21 protein-coding genes and 1 pseudogene are annotated in these 22,431 nt (G+C 43.2%); 8 read left to right on the top strand and 14 right to left on the bottom strand.

From position 1 onward, the window contains the following. From Q0191_RS05740 to Q0191_RS05720, 5 genes and pseudogenes are all read right to left on the bottom strand, one after another. Window positions 1–196 (bottom strand): annotated as a pseudogene (locus tag Q0191_RS05740) (BMP family ABC transporter substrate-binding protein); the annotation flags it as partial. A 71-nt stretch (window positions 197–267) separates the two neighbouring features. Then, on the bottom strand, window positions 268–657 hold the full coding sequence (locus tag Q0191_RS05735; protein WP_297664643.1) for a cytidine deaminase: 390 nt from the start codon (window positions 655–657) through the stop codon (window positions 268–270). After that, window positions 644–1,306, bottom strand: a complete 663-nt coding sequence (deoC, locus tag Q0191_RS05730; RefSeq protein WP_297664641.1) for a deoxyribose-phosphate aldolase — start codon at window positions 1,304–1,306, stop codon at window positions 644–646. The genes Q0191_RS05735 and deoC overlap by 14 nt, the downstream gene beginning before the upstream one ends. A 17-nt stretch (window positions 1,307–1,323) precedes the next feature. Further along, the gene (locus Q0191_RS05725) at window positions 1,324–2,601 is read right to left on the bottom strand and encodes a pyrimidine-nucleoside phosphorylase (protein WP_297664639.1); all 1,278 of its coding nucleotides are present in this window, start codon (window positions 2,599–2,601) and stop codon (window positions 1,324–1,326) included. A gap of 2 nt (window positions 2,602–2,603) precedes the next feature. Beyond that, entirely contained in the window at window positions 2,604–3,191 is a 588-nt protein-coding gene (locus Q0191_RS05720) for a class I SAM-dependent methyltransferase (protein WP_297664637.1), read from the bottom strand. A gap of 93 nt (window positions 3,192–3,284) precedes the next feature. Here Q0191_RS05720 and coaA point away from each other — a divergent pair, with 93 nt between their 5' ends. The 4 genes from coaA to Q0191_RS05700 all read left to right on the top strand — a co-directional run bounded on the left by coaA (window position 3,285) and on the right by Q0191_RS05700 (window position 6,126). Next, window positions 3,285–4,205, top strand: coding sequence for a type I pantothenate kinase (coaA, locus tag Q0191_RS05715; RefSeq protein WP_297664635.1), 921 nt, complete (start codon window positions 3,285–3,287; stop codon window positions 4,203–4,205). A 70-nt stretch (window positions 4,206–4,275) separates the two neighbouring features. Beyond that, window positions 4,276–4,512: a 30S ribosomal protein S20 gene (gene rpsT, locus Q0191_RS05710; RefSeq protein ID WP_001274000.1), complete on the top strand. Its 237-nt coding sequence runs from the start codon at window positions 4,276–4,278 to the stop codon at window positions 4,510–4,512. A 65-nt stretch (window positions 4,513–4,577) separates the two neighbouring features. Continuing rightward, window positions 4,578–5,096, top strand: a complete 519-nt coding sequence (locus tag Q0191_RS05705; protein ID WP_297664626.1) for a DNA topology modulation protein — start codon at window positions 4,578–4,580, stop codon at window positions 5,094–5,096. 301 nt (window positions 5,097–5,397) lie between these two features. Further along, window positions 5,398–6,126 (top strand): TraX family protein, encoded by a 729-nt coding sequence (locus tag Q0191_RS05700; RefSeq protein WP_297664624.1) that lies wholly within the window; start codon window positions 5,398–5,400, stop codon window positions 6,124–6,126. Between the two features lie 244 nt (window positions 6,127–6,370). Here the strand turns inward: Q0191_RS05700 and yaaA are convergent, their stop codons facing one another. Next, complete coding sequence (gene yaaA / locus Q0191_RS05695) at window positions 6,371–7,099, bottom strand: peroxide stress protein YaaA (RefSeq protein ID WP_297664622.1); 729 nt, start codon at window positions 7,097–7,099, stop codon at window positions 6,371–6,373. 155 nt (window positions 7,100–7,254) lie between these two features. Here yaaA and Q0191_RS05690 point away from each other — a divergent pair, with 155 nt between their 5' ends. The 3 genes from Q0191_RS05690 (at window position 7,255) to Q0191_RS05680 (ending at window position 9,449) form a co-directional block, all read left to right on the top strand. Then, the gene (locus tag Q0191_RS05690) at window positions 7,255–7,716 is read left to right on the top strand and encodes a DUF1836 domain-containing protein (RefSeq protein WP_297664620.1); all 462 of its coding nucleotides are present in this window, start codon (window positions 7,255–7,257) and stop codon (window positions 7,714–7,716) included. After that, the gene (locus Q0191_RS05685; protein ID WP_048791816.1) at window positions 7,700–8,347 is read left to right on the top strand and encodes a hemolysin III family protein; all 648 of its coding nucleotides are present in this window, start codon (window positions 7,700–7,702) and stop codon (window positions 8,345–8,347) included. The genes Q0191_RS05690 and Q0191_RS05685 overlap by 17 nt, the downstream gene beginning before the upstream one ends. 343 nt (window positions 8,348–8,690) lie before the next feature. After that, entirely contained in the window at window positions 8,691–9,449 is a 759-nt protein-coding gene (locus Q0191_RS05680; RefSeq protein WP_297664617.1) for a CPBP family intramembrane glutamic endopeptidase, read from the top strand. Window positions 9,450–9,568: 119 nt separating this feature from the next. Here the strand turns inward: Q0191_RS05680 and Q0191_RS05675 are convergent, their stop codons facing one another. The 4 genes from Q0191_RS05675 to Q0191_RS05660 all read right to left on the bottom strand — a co-directional run bounded on the left by Q0191_RS05675 (window position 9,569) and on the right by Q0191_RS05660 (window position 16,836). Beyond that, window positions 9,569–11,209 (bottom strand): hypothetical protein, encoded by a 1,641-nt coding sequence (locus tag Q0191_RS05675; protein WP_297664616.1) that lies wholly within the window; start codon window positions 11,207–11,209, stop codon window positions 9,569–9,571. Continuing rightward, entirely contained in the window at window positions 11,199–11,942 is a 744-nt protein-coding gene (locus tag Q0191_RS05670) for an ABC transporter ATP-binding protein (protein ID WP_045497015.1), read from the bottom strand. The genes Q0191_RS05675 and Q0191_RS05670 overlap by 11 nt, the downstream gene beginning before the upstream one ends. Window positions 11,943–12,052: 110 nt before the next feature. Then, window positions 12,053–13,666: a M20/M25/M40 family metallo-hydrolase gene (locus Q0191_RS05665; RefSeq protein WP_297664611.1), complete on the bottom strand. Its 1,614-nt coding sequence runs from the start codon at window positions 13,664–13,666 to the stop codon at window positions 12,053–12,055. A gap of 125 nt (window positions 13,667–13,791) precedes the next feature. Then, complete coding sequence (locus Q0191_RS05660) at window positions 13,792–16,836, bottom strand: CocE/NonD family hydrolase (protein WP_297664609.1); 3,045 nt, start codon at window positions 16,834–16,836, stop codon at window positions 13,792–13,794. 179 nt (window positions 16,837–17,015) lie between these two features. On the opposite strand from Q0191_RS05660, the gene Q0191_RS05655 reads away from it, so the two are divergent. Next, window positions 17,016–18,464 carry an alpha-amylase gene (locus tag Q0191_RS05655; protein WP_297664607.1) on the top strand — a complete coding sequence of 483 codons (1,449 nt, stop codon included), beginning with the start codon at window positions 17,016–17,018 and terminating at the stop codon, window positions 18,462–18,464. Between the two features lie 72 nt (window positions 18,465–18,536). On the opposite strand, the gene Q0191_RS05650 is transcribed toward Q0191_RS05655, so the two are convergent. From Q0191_RS05650 to Q0191_RS05635, 4 genes are all read right to left on the bottom strand, one after another. Next, window positions 18,537–19,451: an alpha/beta fold hydrolase gene (locus Q0191_RS05650; RefSeq protein WP_297664605.1), complete on the bottom strand. Its 915-nt coding sequence runs from the start codon at window positions 19,449–19,451 to the stop codon at window positions 18,537–18,539. A gap of 155 nt (window positions 19,452–19,606) precedes the next feature. Further along, window positions 19,607–20,644 carry a M42 family metallopeptidase gene (locus Q0191_RS05645; RefSeq protein WP_297664603.1) on the bottom strand — a complete coding sequence of 346 codons (1,038 nt, stop codon included), beginning with the start codon at window positions 20,642–20,644 and terminating at the stop codon, window positions 19,607–19,609. Between the two features lie 191 nt (window positions 20,645–20,835). Beyond that, entirely contained in the window at window positions 20,836–21,540 is a 705-nt protein-coding gene (locus Q0191_RS05640) for an MIP/aquaporin family protein (RefSeq protein ID WP_297664601.1), read from the bottom strand. Window positions 21,541–21,610: 70 nt separating this feature from the next. Beyond that, window positions 21,611–22,431: glycerol-3-phosphate dehydrogenase C-terminal domain-containing protein (locus Q0191_RS05635; RefSeq protein ID WP_297664599.1), on the bottom strand; the 821-nt coding region annotated here is incomplete at its 5' end.

The following is a 22,431-nucleotide window of genomic DNA, read 5'->3' as shown; positions in this document are numbered from 1 at the left end:
CCCAAGCTTGCAAACCTTCCCATGCAGATTGGTTAAATGATTTATCATCAACACCACCTGTATCGGTTACGATAGCAGCTTTTAAATCAGTTTTAGCGTTAGAGCTATCTGATTTAGACGCACGATTCCCACATGCAGCAAGTCCGATTGCTGCGACAGACACTAGACCAAGACCTAGCCATTGTTTCTTGTTCATTTCTGAACCTCCTATATAAGATGTGCAACTTAGTTGCAAGTTTAATTTTGGTCAGTTGACCAGCAACAGACTCAAGTTAAGTCTGTAAAAGAGTATGGAAATAACTCCTTGACCGTCATCACGACCGTCGATTTATCTTTAGCGACCAAGGTCACTGGTAAATCCTGATTAAAAAACTCTGCCATTACTTGGCGGCAGGCACCACACGGGGAGATCGGTTTTTCCGTTTCTCCGTAAACAATTAATTCCTCAAAGTCTAAAAAGCCTTCAGAAACAGCTTTAAAAATGGCTGTTCGCTCTGCACAATTGGTCAAGCCGAAACTAGCATTTTCGATATTGACACCTGTGAAAACTTGTCCATTTTTAGCTACTAAAACAGCTCCGACAGGGAATTGAGAGTATGGAACATAGGCATTCTTCGTGGTTTCTACAACTAAATCAATCAAATCAGTAGTCGCCATTAGCCACGTCTCCCTCCATAATCGCTACACCAGAGGATGCTCCAATGCGAGTCGCACCAGCTTTGATAAATGCAAGTGCATCTTCGTAAGAACGGGCACCGCCAGAAGCCTTGACTCCCATATCTGGCCCAACTGTCTTACGCATCAAAGCTACGTCCTCAACGGTTGCACCACCAGTTGAGAAACCAGTAGATGTCTTGACAAAATCCGCACCAGCTTTCTGAGCAATTTGACAAGCTCTCACTTTCTCATCATCTGTCAAGAGGCAGGTCTCAATAATGACCTTAACCAAGGTTCCTTTGGCAGCTTCCACAACAGCACGAATATCTTTTTCGACTAAGTCAAAGTTTCGAGACTTTAGAGCACCGATATTGATGACCATGTCGATTTCATTTGCTCCGTTTTGGATTGCATCACTCGTTTCAAAAGCCTTGAGCTCCGGAGTATTCGCTCCCAGAGGAAAACCAATGACCGTACAGACTTTTACATCCGTAGCTTTTAGTGCTTGCGCAGCAAAATTCACCCAAGTCGGATTAACACAGACGCTAGCAAAATCATATTTTTTTGCCTCTTCAATTAAAGTGGCAATCTGCTCCTGACTTGCATCAGGTTTCAAAAGCGTATGGTCAATGTATTTGTTTAGTTTCATGTTGAATTCTCCTAGAATTAAGCGATTACTTCGACAATCTCGCTTACTGCAACGCTTTCACTACCTATTCTAACATTTTTTTGGAATTCTGTAACTAGTTCTTGAGAAATTTTTTCATTTGCGTAAATTTTTGCGACAATTTCCCCAATTTCGACTGTTTCTCCAACCTTCTTTTCGAACACTATTCCAGTTTCATAATCTAGTTCATCAGATTTGACTGCTCGTCCTGCGCCTAACCTCATTGCAAACAAGCCAAATTCCATGGCTGGAAGCTCTGTGATATAACCAGATTGCTCTGCTCTCACTTCGACCACATAAGCCGCCTGAGACGGTCGATACAAATCCTCTAGGTCACCACCTTGAGCCGCAATCATTTCTTCAAATTTTTTCAAAGCCGCTCCATTTGTCAGATGCTCTCTAATTTCAGAGACTGACTTCTCAACATTTGCCAAATCAAGCATAATCTGAGCAAGCACGCAGATAAAGTCCGTAATATCCTCGCGTCCTTTTCCTTGAAGGATTTCCAGTGCTTCTAAGATTTCCAAACGATTACCAATGCTAGTACCTAAAGGCTGACTCATGTCCGTAATAACTGCAACCGTCCTGCGTCCTACTGTCTTGCCCAAATCTACCATAGTACGGGCTAGGACACGGGCATCCCCTAGATTTTTCATAAAGGCACCCTCACCAACGGTCACATCCAGCAAAATGCTGTCTGCACCAGCGGCGATTTTCTTGCTCATAACAGAGCTGGCAATCAAAGGAATGGTATCAACTGTAGTAGTCACGTCACGTAGAGCATAGAGAAGCTTGTCCGCCTTAACTAGCTGGTCTGACTGACCGATGACGGATACACCAATTTCCTGAACCTGCTTGATGAAGTCTTCCTGACTGCGCTCTACTTGGTAGCCCTTGACAGACTCGAGCTTGTCTATAGTACCACCCGTATGCCCCAAGCCTCGACCGCTCATCTTGGCAACAGGCACGCCAAAGCTAGCCACGAGAGGAGCCAAGATTAAGGTAACCTTATCTCCCACTCCACCAGTCGAATGCTTATCGACCTTAATCCCTGAAATAGCTGACAGGTCAAACTGCTGACCTGTGCCCACCATGGCCATGGTCAAATCAGAGATTTCCCTAGTAGTCATTCCCTTAAAGTAAACAGCCATAGCAAAGGCTGACATCTGGTAATCTGGCACTGTTCCAGCCACATACCCCTCAATCAGCCATTCAATCTCTTGACTGGACAACTCTAGTCCATCTCGTTTCTTTTGAATGATATCAACTGCTCGCATCTTTATTTAACACTCCTTAGGATATAATAGCCTTTGTCTTTCTTGAGAGTCTCGCAGTTGCCAAACACTTCTTCCATCTTAGCTTTAGCACTGGGAGCTCCTTGTTTCTTTTGGATAACAATCGTCAAATCCCCATCCGCTAGCAAGTGATCATAACTACCTGAAATAACTTCATGCACCACCTGCTTACCAGCTCGAATCGGTGGATTGCTGATAATATGATAAAATTGTCCGGTCACATGTTCGTAAACATTGGACTGGAAAATATCTGCAGATACTTGATTCGCATCCGCATTTTTTCTAGCCAAGTCTAGTGCTCGCTGATTGATATCCACGAGAGTGACTTCCAGCTCTTGCGCTTTAGCCAGAGTCAAGCCCAGTGTTCCATAACCGCAGCCGACATCCAGCAGCGTCTCTTTTTTGTTAAATTCCAAGGCAGACAACAAAACTCGACTGCCGTAATCAATCATTTTTTTGCTAAAGACACCAGCATCCGTTAAAAAGGTCATCTGTTGTCCTAATAGTTCCACTTTCAATTCATGAATGTCATGTTTGGCATCCGGATTTTCTGCAAAATACATTTTAGTCATAAAACCATTTTATCATAAATTTTCTAGATTTGTAAATCGTTTTCATTTCTCAAAAAGTATGTTATACTAAAATCCATCATATAGGAGTAACTTATGACAAACGAATTTCTTCATTTTGAAAAAATCAGCCGCCAAACTTGGCAGAATCTGCATCGAAAGAAAAATCCACCGCTCACTGAGTCCGAGCTCAATTCTATCAAGAGTTTCAATGACAAAATCAGTCTACAGGATGTAACAGATGTCTATCTGCCTCTGACCAATCTTATCCAAATTTACAAACGTTCCAAAGAAGACCTCGCCTTTTCAAAAGGGATTTTTCTACAAAAAGAAATCAAAAGACAACCTTTTATTATCGGAGTTTCTGGTAGCGTTGCCGTTGGAAAATCAACGACTAGCCGCCTGCTGCAAATCCTTCTGTCACGAACTTTCACAAATGCAACCGTTGAATTGGTGACGACCGATGGCTTCCTCTATCCCAATAAAACTTTGATTGAATCAGGCATTTTAAATCGCAAGGGCTTCCCTGAAAGCTATAATATGGAACTTTTGCTGGATTTCTTAGACCGCATCAAAAATGGTCAAAACTATAAAATTCCTGTCTACTCGCACGAAATCTATGATATTGTCCCAAATGAAAAGCAGGAAATTAAAGCAGCTGACTTTGTCATCGTAGAAGGTATCAACGTTTTCCAAAATCCGCAAAATGAACGCCTTTACATGACTGACTTCTTTGACTTCTCCATCTATGTAGATGCAGAAGTCGAAAATATCGAGTCTTGGTATCTAGATCGCTTTAAAAAATTACTGGCACTAGCCAAGCACGACACGAATAATTACTACCATCGCTTTACGACCCAGCCCGAAGAAGAAGTCATGGCGCTGGCTCATAATATCTGGGAAACAATCAATCTGGTGAATCTGATAGACTATATCGAGCCAACCCGTAACAGGGCCGAAGTGATTTTGCACAAGGCTAAAAATCATGAAATTGATGAAATCTATCTAAAAAAATAATTTAGGCTTGTCAAATCACAACTTTTCATATATAATTAGATAGTTAGTATTTTCAATGGAGGTGAATAACTTGGCAAACATTAAGTCAGCTATCAAACGCGCTGAATTGAACGTTAAACAAAACGAAAAAAACTCAGCTCAAAAATCAGCTATGCGTACTGCAATCAAAGCATTTGAAGCAAACCCGTCTGAAGAACTTTTCCGTGCTGCTAGCTCAGCTATCGATAAAGCAGAAACAAAAGGTTTGATCCACAAAAACAAAGCAAGCCGCGATAAAGCACGTCTTTCAGCTAAACTTGCTAAATAATGCATCACGCATACAAAGGAGCTCCACGGAGCTTTTTTTGTTGCTCATTATAGGGGAGAATTTATATGAAGATTGCTATCATCGGCTACTCAGGCTCTGGCAAGTCAACCTTGGCCCAGCAGTTAGGCCACTTCCACCATATTCCCGTCCTTCATCTGGACACGATTCAGTTTGAAGAAAACTGGCAGACTCGTAGTCAAGACCAAGTCAAGTCTGATTTAGCAACTTTCCTCCATCGAGAACAATCCTGGGTCATCGATGGCAACTACTCTTTTGCCTACTTTGAGGGACGAATGGCTCAGGCTGATCAGATTATCTTTCTGAACTTTTCTCGCTGGAACTGCCTCTATCGGGCCTTTAAACGCTATCTAAAATATCGCAATCAAGTGCGAGAGAGTATGGCTTCTGGCTGTACCGAAAGACTGGATTGGGAATTTATCCGCTGGATCCTTTGGGATGGTCGGACAAGAGAGACTAAGAGTCGCTATGAAAAAGTTCGCCAAACCTATCCTGAGAAATTCATCGAATTGCAGAATCAAAAACAATTATCAGACTATGTAAAAGTGTCTGGGATAAAAGTCTAACCTTAAATATAAAAAGCGAACAAAACGAAGTTATCTGACACTCAGGATTCTGTCTTGTTCGCTTTTTTGTCTAATCTATCGATTTTAAAAATTTATAATAAAGAATTCCTAAAATTAAAATCTTTTTGTCCCAGCCTTTTCAGTCTTATTTGTCAAGAAAAAATCAGAAGTATTCATCGATGAGGTAAAAAGGTGAAATTCCAACTTACAAAATTGTAAGAAAAATGAGAGAAATGTAAGCTAAAGAAATGGAAAGAAGAACCTCTTTCTTGTATCCTAGGAAAGGAAAAAGGAGGATCCTATGAAAAAAATGATTGACAATAGCAGTTTGAAACTGCTTGCTATGCTTGCCATGCTGATTGACCATATCGCCTGGGTATCTTTTCCACTGGCTACCAATATGAATATCCTCTCTCCTAACTGGCTGGCCAATAGTATGCACATAATAGGCCGTCTGGCTTTTCCAGTCTTTGCATTTTGTATCGCAGAAGGCTATCGACACAGTCATGATGTGAGCAAGTATATGAGACGATTGGGGCTGCTGGCTCTTATCAGTATCATCCCTTTCTCTCTGATGGGCTGGGTTACTGGTCTTGGCTTTATCATGCAAAATACGGTTGTTACTCTCTTTTTGGGACTCTGTGCTCTTTATTACAGTGATCAGCAAACAGCAACCTGGAGAAAAGTTCTAATTATTCTACTCTGTTTTACTCTGTCCATTATTGCTGACGGCGGACTGGCGGGGGGAGTTTTTGGTATCTATGCCTTTGCGAAGATTAAAGATCCAATCTTCCGAAAAATTGGCGGTGTCTTGGCACTGAGCAGTGTGCAAATCCTAATTTTGGCTTTCAATTTCTCCTATGATGGTCTAGCTGATCTGACTGCCACCTGTCTCTTGTTTCTCCTCGTGACCTCTTTCTACAACGGTCAAAAAGGGGCCAATATTGGAAAAGTATTTTACTTGTTTTATCCCCTTCATTTGCTCGCCCTGTCTCTGTTTCGAATTGTCTTTCTCTTATTTCTAATGTAGTTAATGAATGTGTTAAAAGTTGCGGTAGAATACCTGTTAAGCTAATTTTTCTTTTGGTAAGTCTCAATAATAGAGTAAAAGAGTTTGGGACAAAAATATTTCAATTTTTAAAAATCTTAATTATTAAGCCCTTCAAATCTATAATTAAATGCGAAAAGCGAACAAAGCAGAATTCTGATTACCAGAAAACTAGTTTTGTTCGCTTTTTATATTTAAGGTCAGACTTTTGTCCCAGCCTCTTTTCTTATTCTTCTTTTACAAAAACTAATTCTTTATCATCTGAAAGATCTGCTCGATAAGCAAAACCAGCAAAAGAGAGCTGTTTTATTTGCTCAAGATTATCGACCTGCGCTTCCATCAAAGCAGTCAAAAATTGCCCACGCGCTTTTTTAGAAATAGTAGAATGGCTTTTCAATTTGCCAGCCTTTTCTTCTAAAAATTTGAAGCGAAGCATCTTCTCTCTGACCGATTTGTCAAAAACATCCTCAAATTCACTAGACAAGAGCGAAATCAGCATATCTTCATCCACTACTGCTTTTGTATAATCGTCCCGCCAAAATTTTTTCAGCGTTTGACCATTGGGCTTCAGCCCCACCAAAAAGTCCAGCCGATGAGGGGCAATCGGGTTCAAGGCAGGAATGACCCCATATAGACTAGACGTTAACAGCAAATGCTCTTGAATGTAGGATTTCTCCTCTTGTGTCCAATCTTTTCGCTTGATATTGCGATACATGAGCCCGTCAAATAAGTGCAATGCTGGATAAGTCTCTGCTTCATTCTTGCTCAGATTTTGAATCCGCTGGTATTCTATTTCAGCCATTTGCGGACTGATTTTATATAATTTTTCCAACTCTTCGGCTGAGAATTGCAACAACTCTTCTATTATGATTTTGCTTTTGGGCGTCAACTGGGAGCGCCCCAGCGAGCTCTGATTTTCATTCATTTCTTTGGCGGTCGGAATTAAAATCTTCATATTTTCCCTTTCTCATCTTGGATTCAGAGTCTATTTTCCTGTTTTCCCTACTCATGATTATAGCAAATTTTGGACTAATTGGATTTATTCTTGACTTTAATTTTTAAAAATGATAATATCTAGTTATTAAAACTAGATATTAGAAAGTTTAAAATTTGGAAACGAAAAATCTGTTCCCGAGATGGGATGAATTACCTGTTCTTGACCTGTATCTGGACCAAGTCCTGCTCTACGTCAACAAGGTCTGTAAGCCAACTTTTACTGCATCCGACAAAGGCTTGACGGCATCCATGATCAATAATTATGTCAAGCATGCCTACCTTGAAAAACCTCTAAAGAAAAAATACAATCGCCAGCAAGTTGCCCGCTTGATTGCTATTACAAGCTTGAAAACTGTTTTTTCTATTCAAGATATTGCTGCGACTTTAGATATGCTCAACGCTGAGACCCAGTCTGAAGAGCTCTACAATGATTTTGTGGATTATATGAACGGACGGAAACTTGAAGTGACGCCCATTATTGCCAGTGCCTGTCAGACCTTAAAACTCTACCAGCAAACCCTTGCTTTTATCCAAGTACCCGAAAAGGAGGCCGATAACGATGAACTACGCGCTTAAACTCAGTAAACAACTCTCTTTTGGAGAGGAAATTGCCAATGCTGTCACTCATGCCGTCGGAGCTGTTTTGATGCTGATTCTCCTGCCCATCTCTGCTATTTACAGTTATGAAGGGCATGGCCTCGTTTCTGCTGTTGGCACTTCTATCTTTGTCATTAGCCTTTTCCTCATGTTTCTTTCTTCTACCATTTACCACTCCATGTCCTACGGCTCTACCCACAAATACATCCTACGGATTATTGACCACTCCATGATCTATATCGCTATCGCGGGCAGCTATACACCAGTCGTCCTTTCACTCATGAATGACTGGCGGGGCTATCTGATTATCGCAATTCAGTGGGGCACGACCATCTTTGGTATTCTCTATAAGATCTTTGCTAAAAAGGTCAATGAGAAATTCAGCTTGGCTCTCTATCTAATTATGGGTTGGCTAGTGATCTTTATCATCCCGCAAATTATCGGACAAACTGGGCCAGTGTTTTGGGGACTGATGCTAGCAGGCGGTCTTTGTTACACAGTCGGCGCTGGTTTTTATGCCAAAAAGAAGCCCTACTTCCACATGATTTGGCACCTCTTCATCCTAGCTGCTTCTGCCCTCCAGTACCTAGCAATTGTCTATTTCATGTGAGAGTGGGACAGAAATCGGTAATTCGTTAGAATTCGATTTCGTCGTCCCACCTCCGCACAGTTGAGTAGGGCTGTAAAAGCTGATGAAATCAGCGTAGTAGAGTCCACTCAACCACTGCGTCTTGCTCGACACTCCAAAGACAATTGAGAGGCTAGGACTTTTGTCCCAGCCTCTTCTCTATAGCATAATGCAGCTCTTCAACCAAGCCGGCAACAGATCTGCACTAACCACCTCTCAAAACTAAGAGCTTTGAAATAATATAAATTTAAGCTTTCTCTGCTAAGATAAAGATAGAAAAGATGATCTCTGGCATTTAAATCTGCCAGTTATGGAAGGGAAATGAATGACTATTTTATCAAAAATCCGCCCATCACAGCCTCTGAAAGAGCTGAAATTGTTTGACATTCTTGTGATTACCCTTCTCATGTTTGGGCAGTTTATTTACCGCTCAACGGAGCTTTATCTAGCTAGCTTTGCACCAGCTACCAGCACAGGAGCGACTGAAACGGTGACTAATACAGCCAGCGAGGGAGCGGCTTTTTCTAGCAATTTCAATCTTCAGCTCCTGATGCTGACCTTAACTATTCTTTACCTATTGCTTCGGCGCTTTGACTTTAAGCAGCTCCCTATCCGTCTGAGCTGGTCGGTTCTGCTTTGGACACCTCTGACCTTTGTCGCAGTGGGGTTCTTTGGTGACATTGTTACGACGCTAAGCGGCGAGTATAATTACTTTGATCCAACTCTCTGGTCTTATGTAGATTTGCTAGAAATCTTCCGGAAATTTGCTGATCTGACACCAATGGCCATCCTCTACGGACTGCTCAATGGCTTCTATGAAGAATTCTTCTTTCTGGGTCTTATGACCTCGGTCAAGGATAAGTATAAGTGGTGGGCACTGGCCTACTCTACTATCATTCGGATTTCTTTCCATACTTACCAAGGAATGCTCTGGGCCTTGGTTATCGGAGTGGTCTATGGTCTCTTCTACTATTTTCTTTACAAGTACAAGGTCAAGAACCTCCTGCCTTTCTTTCTCATGCACGCCTTGGCGGATATGTTTGGCTCCAGCTTAATGTATGTCTTGATTAACTGGCGTTCTTAAAAGGATAAAAATCAGCTGACATACAGTTTATATCGGAAAACTATAAAATAAATCGCAACTAAAAAGCTTAGAAGTAGGTAATCAAATCACCGTGCTGCTAAGCTTTTTATTATGGTCAATTAGCAATTAAAACTAGCAATCTCACTATCAAGTTTTTTCATATAGTAGCGATAGATCAGATAAGAAACAAGTCCACAAATCAAAATCAGCAGAACAGAAAGGAGATAGAGAACCGTGAGAGATAGGGAGTATGAAATCACATAGAGAACACCAATCACGATCATTACTCCAATAGTAAAGGCTAGTGCCAATAGGGTCTTACCCATACTGTTATCTCGAGTCATCAGCTCGTTGACATTAGACCAATTGGTCACCAAATGCTTATAATCCCGATGATAGCCCCAAGCGCTCCAAGCCAGACTGGCCATAAACCAAACCAGCAGCATAACGAGAAACGTCACCAAATGAACATGGAAGATAAAACTAGTCACCAAAAGAAGAATCACTGGTAGAATGGACTGAATAGCAAAGAGATACCAAAATTTGAGACGAACGTATTTTCTTAGCTCAAAAGGTAAGACCTTCAGATAATCAAAATTTTCCCGCTCCAAGGATAAACCTATAGAGGTCAGATTATTCCCACCCGAATTGAGGGTAGCGATAAACATAGATAGGAAGCTAAGCGGAAGTAAAAATCGCGGAATCAAGAACGGGCTAACATCTAGATCTGCTTTGACTGCCCCCATGGCCATACTAAAAATGATAATGTAAGGAATCAGTGCCGACATAAAGAGAGCCTGCAAGATGACCGAACCTTCACTCAGCAGCCGAATGTGATAGCGCCAGACGAACTTCTTGAAATTCTTGGCCTCGTCCATATTGATATCGTGCACCCGCTCACGTTTGCCACTTGCTGCACCCGTCATCAAGGCTGCTTCATAAAATTCTGGTATGACCTTGAACTTAACCACCAAGAAGAGCAGAGCCGCCACGGCAAGCCAAGCTAGAATTCCTAAAATCGCAGTCAAGCTGAGAGGATTGATGATAAAGTCGTAAAAGGCTACAACTGGTGGGAAATAAGGTGTAACCATTGTATTGCTGGCGATACTACGACTGTTCATCTGATTGATAAAGATATAAAGTCCTACCGAACCAAGGGAAACCAGACCCAGAATCACATTGGATAGGATAGTCTTATACTTTCTAAAAAAGGCTGTCTTGGTGATAAAATGCACCAAAATCAAAATGACAAAGGTTATAACCGAGCTTAAAATGACAATCGAAACCAAGGCCAGAGGCAGGCCGACTAAAGGATTTCCACCTTGAAGACCAAGCACGATGAAATAGCTATACATGGGCAGAATCGCAATCAAGAGGGTCAGAACAACAGAGATGCTCTTTCCGACAATGATTTCTGATTCACTAAAGGCATAAGGCCGATAGGACTGCAAATCCTTGCTTTCATAAAAGACATTGTAGAAAACCAAGAAGCCCTGCGACATGGAGAATACAGCAAATATGGAGACCATATTGGCAAAATGTCCCGGATTGCCCACCATGTGATTGAAAGCACTCATGATACCAAAGATGAATAGGTAGAACAACCCCAAAATCAAGTACATTCGAATAGCCTGCAAGGAGACATTGACTTTGACCTCTGGATTTTTTTCCTGCTTCTTGCGGTATTGCTGCAACTGCGAAGCTTGGATAGCATAGAGAATATTGATATCAACTAATTTTTTAATCGCTTTAAGGCGCATCTGAACTCACCTCTTCTCTTCGGCCAGCCAGACCTAGATAGATGGTTTCGAGGGACTGGTCTGGATGCTGGGCTTTCAAGTCTTCAACCGTTCCGTAGAATATCAGCTCTCCTTTTTTGAGAATGGCAATCTTGTCGCATAGCTGCTCAGCCACTTCTAACACGTGGGTTGAAAACAGAACTGTATTTCCCTTGTTAGCATGCTCACGCATCATCTGCTTGAGATCAAAAGCTGCCTGAGGATCCAAGCCCGTCAAGGGCTCATCCAAGACCCAGATATCTGGATCGGACAAAAGGGCACCAATGACAAAGACCTTCTGCCGCATACCATGTGAAAACGACTCAATTACTTCATAACGATGGCTAGCAAAGTCAAAAATAGCCAGCAGTTCACCCAAACGAGCCTCTACTTCTGCCGTAGTCATATCGTAGGAAGTCGCCACTAGCTCCCAGAATTCATTGGCTGTCAGGCGCAAGAAAAGATCAGGAGAATCAGCTACATAGCCGATTTTTTTCTTGATTTCTAGACGATTACTGGATAGCTCTTTGCCGTCCACAAAAATTTGTCCCTGCGTCGGATTGATGACACTGACCAGGGATTTAATGGTCGTTGACTTACCCGCTCCATTGTGACCGATCAGACCAACAATCTCACCGCTTTCCAAGGTCAGATTCAGGTGGTTAAGCGCTAGCTTGCCATCATAGTCTTTTGTAACATCTCTAAATTCAATCATGAGAATCTCCTTTGCTATGTTTTGAGGTTATTATACTATCCTAAAAGTCATTTGTCTAGAAACTAGCGAAAAAGTTCGGATTTTGCTTTAAAACAAGGCAGAACCATCCTTTAAACCTTGAAAGATTGAGCATTCTCCAGCAGATAGAGCAAGAAATTGGGAATGGTTTCTAGCATATCCTGCTCATAGACACGCTCAGTCAGCTGATGCAAGTCCTTGCCCCATGGACCGAGATTGATGCCGGGGATATGATTGGCCGCAATTTCTGGGAAATCCAGATGATAGAGATTTTCAGGCACAGGCATACTGGCAATCAAGTCTTGGTATTCAGCGGCAGGCTTCTCCAAGGCACAGTAACTAAGGTCACAGATTCCCATGAAGAATTCGTCCACTTGGAGCTGACAACCAGCTTCCTTGTCCAGATAATCTCGATAGAGTTGAATGACCTTGTCAATCCTAATCGGACTGTCTGACAGACGGCGACAATTCATGGATGGATAGTAAGGTGGCGCGATTGCTAAGACAACCAAAGCTTCCTTACGGTCGTAGAAATCTAGAACCTTCTGGATATTTTGGATGCTGATTTCCTGATAGGATGCGCCTTCTTGCAAGGCTTGCTGGGCCTCCTCGTATATCTGCTGCAAAGTTTCTTCAAAACCGATTTTTTCTTGGCATTCTTGCAGTAATTCCTGATAGGTCAGCACGCGCGGTTTCGGTACATGCTTGCTTTCTTCATAAACTTTCTGCAATTGACAGTAGTTTTGATAAAAGCCTTCCACTGCTTCCTGACTGAGCTTCTTTATGGTCGCCAGCAGCTCACTCGGACTCTTTTCTAGATAAAGGACGCTGAAATAACCTGCCGCACGCAGCACTGTTGACACATCGTAATTTTCCTTCAAATCACGCAGATAAGACCAAGATGGCAGGGGCGAGCGTTCGCCATAGGCCATGTCAGATAGAGCCGGATTAAGGTCAATTTTTTCAGCAACCTTGGCTAGCAAGGACAGGGCATTGATCCCCTTGAGTGGCTCTTTCATATGCGAAAGGATGCCCTGAGTCACGACAACTGGCATCAATTTGCCGACTGTTCCTATATGAAGAACCTTTTCCTCCGCTGACTGGCTTTCAAAAGGTTCAGAATCCACAGCCAGAAGGTAATGAAGATGGAAGCGCTCCTTCAATTCAGCAAGCAGGGCTGTTGCTGCCCTCATGCCTTGGGAATAGGCCTCCTCATCTCCGACCGAAAGATAAAGCAAATTGACCTGACCAGACTGGCTTTGACTGTATCTTTCCACCACTCCCAGCTGCAAGGCCAGAGCCGCCTTCATGTCGCAAGCCCCCCGACCGAACTGCCATTTGTCCGACGCAATATCCGCTAAAAGATCTGAATCTGAAGAAATGGAGGGTAATTTTTCTTTGAGGACATGATTATCAAAAGCCCAGTCTTTGAGACTGCCAAAGTCCTCAATATCCACTGTATCATGATGATGAAAAAGAATCACGGTGTCAGCTGTATCTCGCTTGACCAGAGCCCAGTTGACACTGCGGTTATAAAAATCATTCGGAATCTGATAGCAGCCAAACTGTTCTGGATGCTCCTGAAAATAAGGAATCTCCCCTATCCGCTCCTGAAGAAAGGCTTCAATCTTCCGCTCAGAACTCGTATGGGTAAAACTTTCAATCGCCATACTTTGGTCAAAAATATCTTGAATATACTGTTTCATTCTTTCTACCTCTCTGTTTGCTGGCACTTCTGACTTGCAGGCCAAGGCCAGCTGAAAGACGATAAGGCAAAAGCAGCCAATCTTTACCTAGTCAGGCATGTTTGGCTGCTTTTATCTTGTAATGACTAACGACGAGAATACTTCTTAACGAGGCCAGACATCCCCAATGTGCTGACAAGAAGCACCAAGCCTAGATAGAACATTCCATTTTCTGAATGGCTACCGGTTTTTGGCAAGGAAGCTGCGGCTTGTTGAGCTTGTTGAACGGCTACCTGCTCCACTTGAGACGCTTCTGGTTGACTAGCCAATTGCTGCACCTGAGGCACCACCTTCTGACTGCCTAATTGCTGCACATGGTCCGTCGCGCCTTTCTCATCTTCTTTACGTCCAACCTTTGAATCGACTGATGGAGCTTCTTGTTGCGGCTCCTGTCTTTCAAAAATATATTCTGGAACTTCTCTAATTTCTGGTGCAACTAGCTTTTCACCAAGAATTTCAGGTAAGTTAGCATATTCCGTATCAAGGGCACTTGCTACATAATCAGCTTTTTGAGAACGACTAGCTTCCACAGTCGGTACTAGCGCACTAATAGAATCCGTCTTGAAAGTCACCGCATACTGACGCTTAATCGTCAGGTCGCTAGGATCATAAGTATTGAAGACTAGAGCTAGCTTGTGACCTTTTTTCACCGTGTAAAGATTGGGTTGCAAATACATGGTATAATCATGGAATTGGCCGACTTTTGGCTTAATACTCTTTTCTGAGCTAGACGGTGTATAACCTGATTCTGGATTGGCTAAGTTTAGCCAGCCCTTAGCAATGACCTTGTACTTAGTTTTGGTTGTCGCAAAATTTTTAACATCCAGATTGCTGAGATTGCTACCCATCCAGAAGTCACCAGCCTTGCTGTCATCGCTGGTATCACCATTTCCAACCACATCAAACTCTTGGTCTGATACATCTACCAAGAGCGCATTGACCTGCAGATTTTTGCCACTGCCCTTAGCCAAAGCGGCCTTGAAGTGAACTGGAATATGGCCCTTGATAGTCGTATCTTCTTTGACTTCTGTCATAAAGGTCATGTTAGCCTTAGAAGATCCTTGACTGACAGTTTCATCTCGCTTGCTAGTGTCAATCCCAGCCCCCGCATAGTCACTGGAAATGGTTTCTTCTAGACGTTTGGACTTAGCTGTCAAAATCAAACGATTAGTGCTTTTCCAATTGTCATAGCTCGTCCATTTATTTGGATCGTAGTTGTTTTGTGCCAAAACAGCAGGAAGCTTGCTAACATCGTTCTTGACATCGTAAAGATAATGAGAGAACCAAGTATTGAGCAAGTCGTAGAAATCTTGATTGTTGGCTTTGATGCCATAACCTCGAGAGATAGCTGCTGGATGGACATGGTCTCCTTGGTGGAGATAGAGTTTTACATTTTGTCCCGCTTTTTTCAAGACATCATACATAAGTTCAAACTGTTTGGTTTTGACATTGTGATCATTTAAGCCATGTACCAGCAGGGCACTAGTCTTTATCTTTCCTGAATTTAGGGTATAATCGCGTTCCCGCCAAACTTGGCTATAATTGCGACCGTGAGCTTTTTGGTCCTTGTTTAGCTGATTGATGTAGTCAGCATACTTGTTCCAAATTGAAGCCCAATCGTCTTGATCAAGCATCCGAGTTGAAACGTAGAGTGATAGCCAAGACAGATCGCTGTATGGCGGATTGCTGTAGGCTGTTCCTTGGCTATTGAAATAATCATACCAGCTAGCAATTCCTGCGGCTGGAACGATGGTTCTCAGGCCTTCCACACCCGTTGTTGCCACACCGAAAGTTGTCGTACCAGCCCAAGATAGGCCAGTCATGCCGACTTTGCCATTGGCCCAGTCAGCCTTGATTTCAATATTGCTAGTTCTGTCTGTATAGGCCGTCCGTTTACCGTTGACCCATTCGACAATATTTTTAAAGGCTTCTACTTCCAAATCAGATCCAGTTGTATTGAAACCTTCTGAACCCTTAGTACCCAGACCAGCACTGGAAACAAAGGCATAGCCGCGCACTAGGAAGTAATCATACCAGTTTAAATTCTCGTAATCATAAATCCCTTCATAAGGGCTATAGTAGTACCAATCTGACGCTTTGGCCTTCTTCGCCGCATCAATACTGCTCATGCTAGAGACTGGTTGGCGCTTAGCAGGCTTATTGTGCAAACTCTTCATATCATAAGAACCGTTTGTCGGCAGATTGAGACTTTCCAAGGTCACATAGTTTTCATCCAAAGTCCCTGCGACGTAAGGACGAGCTTCTAAAATTGTCGAAGCCTTAAAATCGCCTTGGGCTACTGCTTTAGGAAGTTGTACGATAGCCTTGACGAGGTCACGTTTTCCGTCTCCATCCGTATCATTATCTGTCTCAACATAAACAGGAAAACGGACGATATCGCTTTTCTCATACGAATAGTCTTTATCCTCCTTAGCTCCACTGCTGTATGGGAAAATTGGCTGCGCTCTACCATTCAAAAAGAGCGGTGCTTTCTTTTCCGCACGATAGGCATCATGCAGGCGCTTGGCAACAGCATACATAGTCTGCAGATTGCTTCCCTGTACACGGGCTGTCAAATCAGCCTCCTTGTCAATCATTCCCATGCTCTTAGCCAGATTCACCCTATCTTGAGCACTAGTACCTAACTGAGATTCGTTGACAGCTGCCCATTTCAGTAGCTCATCGACTGCTTCTTGCAGGGTCAGTTCCTTATCAGCTAAAGCTGGGTTTGAAAGACTCCCCGTATAAGCAGACAGGTCTTGTCCTTTGGCAGTAGCAGGCACAGCAGAAGGCACTAAGCTAGCATCTTGAGCCCAAGCTAATGGCGGAGACTCCAGTGACGAAGCAGATCTTTCAGAGCTCGCAGCTGGTTTTTCAGCAGTGACCAACTCTCCTTCTTGCTTTTCTGGCCTTACAGAATCTGACGATTCCTTGCTTTCAACCTCTAAAACTGCTGGCTGCTGGACTGAAGAGACAGGCTCAGAAGGCTTTGCAACAGCTTCTGTATGAAGCATCTCCTTGCTTTCGACATTCGCCTGACTCGCCTCGTCGGCTTGAACAACCTGGCCTAATGCCAAAGGAGCAAATAGCAAGACTGATAAGAGTAACCTCACTAGTCCTTTCTTTTTCATAAAGAACTCCTTTCTTTTTATAAAGTTTATTACTTGTCCATTATACTATGTAAGCGTTTTAAATTCAATGCTAGTTTTAGCTCCTCATCAAAAAATATAAAATTAACTTGTATAAACGTTTGTGTCATCATTCTTCTTTTGGTAAAATAGACCCATCCCAAGAATGTGAGGTATCTCGTATGGAAAATCAAACATTAATGCAATATTTTGAATGGTACTTACCAAATGATGGACAACATTGGAATCGCTTGGCGGAGGATGCTCCTCATCTAGCATCAAAAGGCATTCGCAAAATTTGGATGCCACCAGCTTTTAAGGCAACGAGCTCCAATGATGTCGGCTACGGAGTTTATGATCTCTTCGACCTAGGTGAGTTTGACCAAAAAGGAACTGTCCGCACCAAATATGGCTTTAAAGAAGACTACCTAAAGGCTATCCAAACTCTCAAAGCCAATGGCATTGAACCCATGGCCGATGTAGTTCTTAATCACAAAGCTGCTGCGGATTACAAAGAACGATTTACTGTCGTTGAAGTGGATCCCAACGACCGAAACATAGAAATCTCAGAACCATTTGAAATAGAAGCGTGGATGCATTTTACTTTCCCAGGCCGCAATAAAACCTACAATGACTTTGAATGGCATTGGTACCACTTTACCGGTACGGACTATGATGCCAAAAACAATAAGTCTGGTATCTATCTCATCCAAGGAGACAATAAAGGCTGGGCGGATGATGAGTTAGTGGACAATGAAAACGGAAACTATGACTATCTCATGTATGCCGATATTGACTTCAAGCATCCAGAAGTCCTTCAAAATCTCTACGACTGGGCCTACTGGTTTATCGAAACAACTGGCGTTCAAGGATTTCGTTTAGATGCTATCAAGCACATTGACTCCTTCTTCATGAGAAATTTTATCCGCGATATAACTGCAAAATACGGTGAGGATTTCTATGTCTTTGGGGAATTTTGGAATAGCGATGAGACAGCTAATAACGACTATCTAGAAAGTATTGACTATCGCTTTGACCTTGTCGATGTCAAGCTCCACCAAAATTTCTTTGACGCCAGCAAATCTGGAGCAGACTTTGACCTACGGACGATTTTTGATCACACTTTAGCAAAAAATCATCCTGAGTCAGCTGTGACCTTCGTGGACAATCACGACACCCAGCGAGGACAAGCTCTGGAGTCCACTGTCGAAGAATGGTTCAAGCCAGCAGCCTATGCTCTCATCCTGCTACGAGATGAAGGACTGCCTTGCGTCTTTTATGGTGACTACTATGGCATTAGTGGGGAATTTGCCCAAGAGAGCTTCCAAGAAGTGCTGGACAAGCTCTTGGATGTCCGTCTTAATCTAGCTTATGGCGAACAGACTGACTACTTTGACGATGCCAACTGTATCGGCTGGACTCGTCAAGGCAAGGACGGTGGTCAGCCAATCGCTGTTGTTGTCAGCAATGACCAAGCCAGCAGCAAACGTATGCTGGTCGGTTCAGAATGGGCTGGCAAAGAATTCAGCGATTATCTGGGCAAGAGCACTCAAATCGTGACGATTGACGAAGAAGGCTGGGGAGAATTTCCCGTGGAGGAAAAGTCAGTCAGTGTCTGGTCTGTCAAATAATCTGTATATTCAAAAACGAGAGGGAATCTTTCCTTCTCGTTTTTCTAGTATTTCAAGCTCCTATAAAACTTGCTATTTTAGAAACTGCTTTATTTTTTCAGACAACTCATCACTGGCGTAATCATGCACATAGTGAGGGTAGTCCAGTAGAATCAGCTCTGTCTGTGGATGCTGCGCTGCAAAATCCTTCTGGAAGCTCTGCCATTCTTCCTGACTGTAGCCAGTCCCTTGGCCATTTGAAGAAAAGAGCAAGATCGGTCGTTCAGGAAGCTTTTCCTTCGAAACCAGCTCAGCATTTTGCTTGACCTGAGTGACCTCTTCATAAACAGCATTTGCCAATGGGCGACGATAGAAAAGAGCCTTGTATACCTGCTTTTCTTCTGCTGTCAAATCCCCCACCGCAAGAGCGGGAACTTGCTTGTCAACATCATAAAATACCCTACTTAAGCCTAAATTAGCAGCCATTTGCAAGCCTTTATAAGCCAAGGGATAGAGGCTCAAATCAGTGTAAGAACTTGGCAAGGCCATATCCAGTCCGATAATGCCTTGAACTTCTTCAGGATATGTTGCAACCCAATGAAGCGCTTCTAGCCCAGCCATAGAGTGTGCTACCAAAGTATATGGGCCTGTGATTTCAGCCTTTTGTAAAGCCTGCCTCGTCTGGGCAAGTACCGTGTCAATGTCTCTGCTATCCCCTTGGCTGTCATCACTGAAGCCATAGCCTAAGCGTTCAACAATAACAACCCGATAGTCTTTTTCCAATTTAGAATAGAGGCTCTTAAAGTCAAGAATAGGGGATGTTGTGCCACCGCCCGCCAAAAAAACCAGCGTCTGCTCTCCCTGACCAGTTACATAGACATTCATATTCTTGCCGTCTACTTGAACCAGACGACCTGCTGGTTTATCAAGCAATTTCTGCTCTTTAGTCAGGCAGATTTGATGATAAGTAAACATTAAGACCAGAGCGCTTATAATTGTAAAAAACAAACACAGAAAGAATTTCTTCAAATACCTGAACATCATAACTTTCCAAATATCTTTCAGCATCTACGAAGACTTAACCGATTGAACAAGAACAGCCATTCTGATTTCCATAGGATACTCAGATTGCTGCCTTTTATTCAAGACTAGATGCCCTACTATTACTCCACCAAGCCACTTCTTAGATAAGCGTCCACCATGCGCTCAGTTGCAACTACTGAGTCAATATGCGTGCGCTCATAAGAGTGACTGGATTCGATGCCAGCGCCTAGCAAAGCGTGCTTGACTTCTGCTCCTGCGCTCATGGCTGCAGAGGCGTCCGATCCGTAAAATGGATAGATGTCCAGTTTGTAAGGAATCTCCTGCTCCTTGGCTAAATTTACCAAATGTTGGCGAAAAGCATAGTGATAAGGTCCTGATGCATCCTTAACACATATGGAAACCGTGTACTCATCTGTCTGCTGATCGTCACCCATAGCGCCCATATCAACCGCCAAATACTCTACTGCTTGCTCAGGCAGGCTAGAGTTAGCCCCGTGACCGACTTCCTCAAAGACGCTGAAAGCAAAATGAGTCGTCACTGGCAGCTGAATATTTTCCTCTTTGTAGACGCGCAAAAGATTGAGCAAAATAGCTGCGCTGACCTTGTCGTCGAGAAAGCGGGACTTGATGAAGCCTGTCTCAGTAACCGTGGTACGCGGGTCGAAGGAAATAAAATCACCGACTTCGATTCCTAAATCCCGCGTTTCTTTCTCACTCGTCACCTTTTCGTCCAAACGGACTTCCATATTGTCCTGAGTTCGCTCAACCGTCCCAGCATCCTTATAAACATGGCAGGAAGTCTGGTGAACTAAGATTGTACCGCTGATAATCTTGCCATTGCTGGCCACATGGACTAGACAGTTTTCGCCTTCAATCATATTCCAAGGGAAACCGCCAATCCGATCCAGTTTGAGACGACCATCTGGCTTGATTGCACGCACAATAGCCCCCAGTGTATCCACATGGGCAGTCACTACCCGATGCTGGGCGTCAATTTCCCCCTTAACCACAACATGAATGCCGCCTTTATTGGTCCGGACAGGCTCATAGCCCAAGCCTTCTAGTGTCTTCACCAGATAGTCCGCCACCTCAGCCGTAAATCCTGTTGGAGAAGGGATAGCCGTTAATTCTTGTAAATATTGAACAGTTTGATTCATCATAACTCCTTTAGATCATTTATACTGTCAATTATAGCATAAATCCGCTGTCAAATATCGTCTTTACTGGCTCTTTTCTCCTGGTTTTAGATTGATTTAACAAAGTCTTCGATAAAATTGGAAAATTTATACAAAAATACTCTTCTCTACGCTTATATGAGCCTCAGAGAAGAGTATTGCTTTATTTTAGTCTAAAATAGAGAGAAGACTGCTACTGCAAGGACGGCACCAATGATTGGTCCGACAACTGGAATCCAAGCATAACCCCAATCACCATTTCCTTTGTTTGGAATTGGAAGGAGGCTATGCATGATGCGAGGCCCTAAATCACGAGCAGGATTGAGGGCATAACCAGTCGTTCCACCAAGTGAGAGACCAATTCCGACAATCAAGGTTCCAACTGCAAATGTGCCAAGGCCTGCTTGCAATTCATAAAGTCCTAGAGCGAAGATAGTCAGCACAAGGACAAAAGTTCCAAGAATTTCACTAATCAGGTTCGAGAAGGTATCTTTGATAGCTGGGCCAGTGCTGAATGTACCCAGGATATTAGCTGGATTTTCTTCAGCCATATAGTGAGGCTTGAACTGCAGGAAGACCAAGAACTGTCCGACCATAGCACCTGCAAACTGAGCAAGGATATACGGAAGAGCAGATGCCCAAGGTAAATCACCTTTGAGAGCTACTCCGATGGTTAGGGCTGGGTTCAGATGGGCTGGGCCAAGGTTGCCAGATACAAAAGCAGCGATGGCAACAGCAATCCCCCATCCCATGGTAATCACAATCCAGCCTGAATTGTGACTCTTGGTTTTGGGAAGAACCACACCTGCAACGACACCATTTCCCAAAAGGAGCAAGAGCAGGGTTCCTAAAAATTCACCAAATATTTCTTTCATCATTTATATTACTCCATTTAAAAGAAGGGGAGGCTAGACAGGAAAACTAGTCCGCCACCTCTTCTTCTATTCTCTATTTTTTCAATTCTGCTAAATCATTATTTGCAAGGGCAGCTTCTAGGTCATTTCGATAAGCTGCTTTTTCTTCTTCTGTCCAGTCGTAGAATCGACCCATTTCATCCAAAACTGGCTCTACAATCGCATCTAAACTATCACGCATAAAGAGCATGTGATTTGTCCGGCGAAGGAGGAAGTCTACTGGGCTGAGTGCTAATTCGTTACGCATCGCATAGTGGAGTGACAAGGTATCCGCTAGGCTAAGTCCTGGCGCTTGCTCGATGCTGTGAGCAAGAGCAAAGACCTTAGGGGCGTTGGAACCATAAAGGTTTGCAAGATAGAAGGCTTCCTTACTGTCCAAGCCACGTGAAACACCAAGTTGCGCAAAGGCTTCGATTTCTGAATTGACATTAGCCGGATTGAGTTCCCCACCTGAAACAGGGTAGGTCTTAGAGTTGATGAGTTTAAAGCTACGGTCAAATTCTGCTTTGAGGATATCAACCACGCGCTCCATGGCTCCTTCCGCCATCTTACGATAGTCCGTAATCTTACCACCAGCAAGGGTCAAGAGGCCGTTGTTATCACGATCCAAACTAGAGCCACGAGATACGGCAGATGGGTCCAAATGTTTCTCAGATGTACTGCTTTCGAGCTTAGTAACAGTCGCTTCAACATCTTCACGCGTTTTTTCTTTCGAGAGATAAGCTTCGACAGTCGCAATCAAGCTATTGAAGCTTTCATCGCTAATGGTTCCGTTATTTCCGCCGTTGTAGTCAGACGCTCTGTTTCCTGCAATCAGAGGACGCAGACCTGCCCAGCTACTTTCGATATCGTCAA

Source organism: uncultured Streptococcus sp. (assembly GCF_938036805.1).
Lineage (GTDB): Bacteria > Bacillota > Bacilli > Lactobacillales > Streptococcaceae > Streptococcus.
This window is presented reverse-complemented; position numbering and strand designations above follow the sequence as displayed.

Coding starts and splice junctions, on each gene's coding strand:
- Q0191_RS05735 (WP_297664643.1), bottom strand. CDS start 657: ATGGCGACTACTGATTTGATTGATTTAGTTGTAGAAACCACGAAGAAT.
- deoC (WP_297664641.1), bottom strand. CDS start 1,306: ATGAAACTAAACAAATACATTGACCATACGCTTTTGAAACCTGATGCA.
- Q0191_RS05725 (WP_297664639.1), bottom strand. CDS start 2,601: ATGCGAGCAGTTGATATCATTCAAAAGAAACGAGATGGACTAGAGTTG.
- Q0191_RS05720 (WP_297664637.1), bottom strand. CDS start 3,191: ATGACTAAAATGTATTTTGCAGAAAATCCGGATGCCAAACATGACATT.
- coaA (WP_297664635.1), top strand. CDS start 3,285: ATGACAAACGAATTTCTTCATTTTGAAAAAATCAGCCGCCAAACTTGG.
- Q0191_RS05705 (WP_297664626.1), top strand. CDS start 4,578: ATGAAGATTGCTATCATCGGCTACTCAGGCTCTGGCAAGTCAACCTTG.
- Q0191_RS05700 (WP_297664624.1), top strand. CDS start 5,398: ATGAAAAAAATGATTGACAATAGCAGTTTGAAACTGCTTGCTATGCTT.
- yaaA (WP_297664622.1), bottom strand. CDS start 7,099: ATGAAGATTTTAATTCCGACCGCCAAAGAAATGAATGAAAATCAGAGC.
- Q0191_RS05685 (WP_048791816.1), top strand. CDS start 7,700: ATGAACTACGCGCTTAAACTCAGTAAACAACTCTCTTTTGGAGAGGAA.
- Q0191_RS05680 (WP_297664617.1), top strand. CDS start 8,691: ATGACTATTTTATCAAAAATCCGCCCATCACAGCCTCTGAAAGAGCTG.
- Q0191_RS05675 (WP_297664616.1), bottom strand. CDS start 11,209: ATGCGCCTTAAAGCGATTAAAAAATTAGTTGATATCAATATTCTCTAT.
- Q0191_RS05670 (WP_045497015.1), bottom strand. CDS start 11,942: ATGATTGAATTTAGAGATGTTACAAAAGACTATGATGGCAAGCTAGCG.
- Q0191_RS05665 (WP_297664611.1), bottom strand. CDS start 13,666: ATGAAACAGTATATTCAAGATATTTTTGACCAAAGTATGGCGATTGAA.
- Q0191_RS05660 (WP_297664609.1), bottom strand. CDS start 16,836: ATGAAAAAGAAAGGACTAGTGAGGTTACTCTTATCAGTCTTGCTATTT.
- Q0191_RS05655 (WP_297664607.1), top strand. CDS start 17,016: ATGGAAAATCAAACATTAATGCAATATTTTGAATGGTACTTACCAAAT.
- Q0191_RS05645 (WP_297664603.1), bottom strand. CDS start 20,644: ATGAATCAAACTGTTCAATATTTACAAGAATTAACGGCTATCCCTTCT.
- Q0191_RS05640 (WP_297664601.1), bottom strand. CDS start 21,540: ATGATGAAAGAAATATTTGGTGAATTTTTAGGAACCCTGCTCTTGCTC.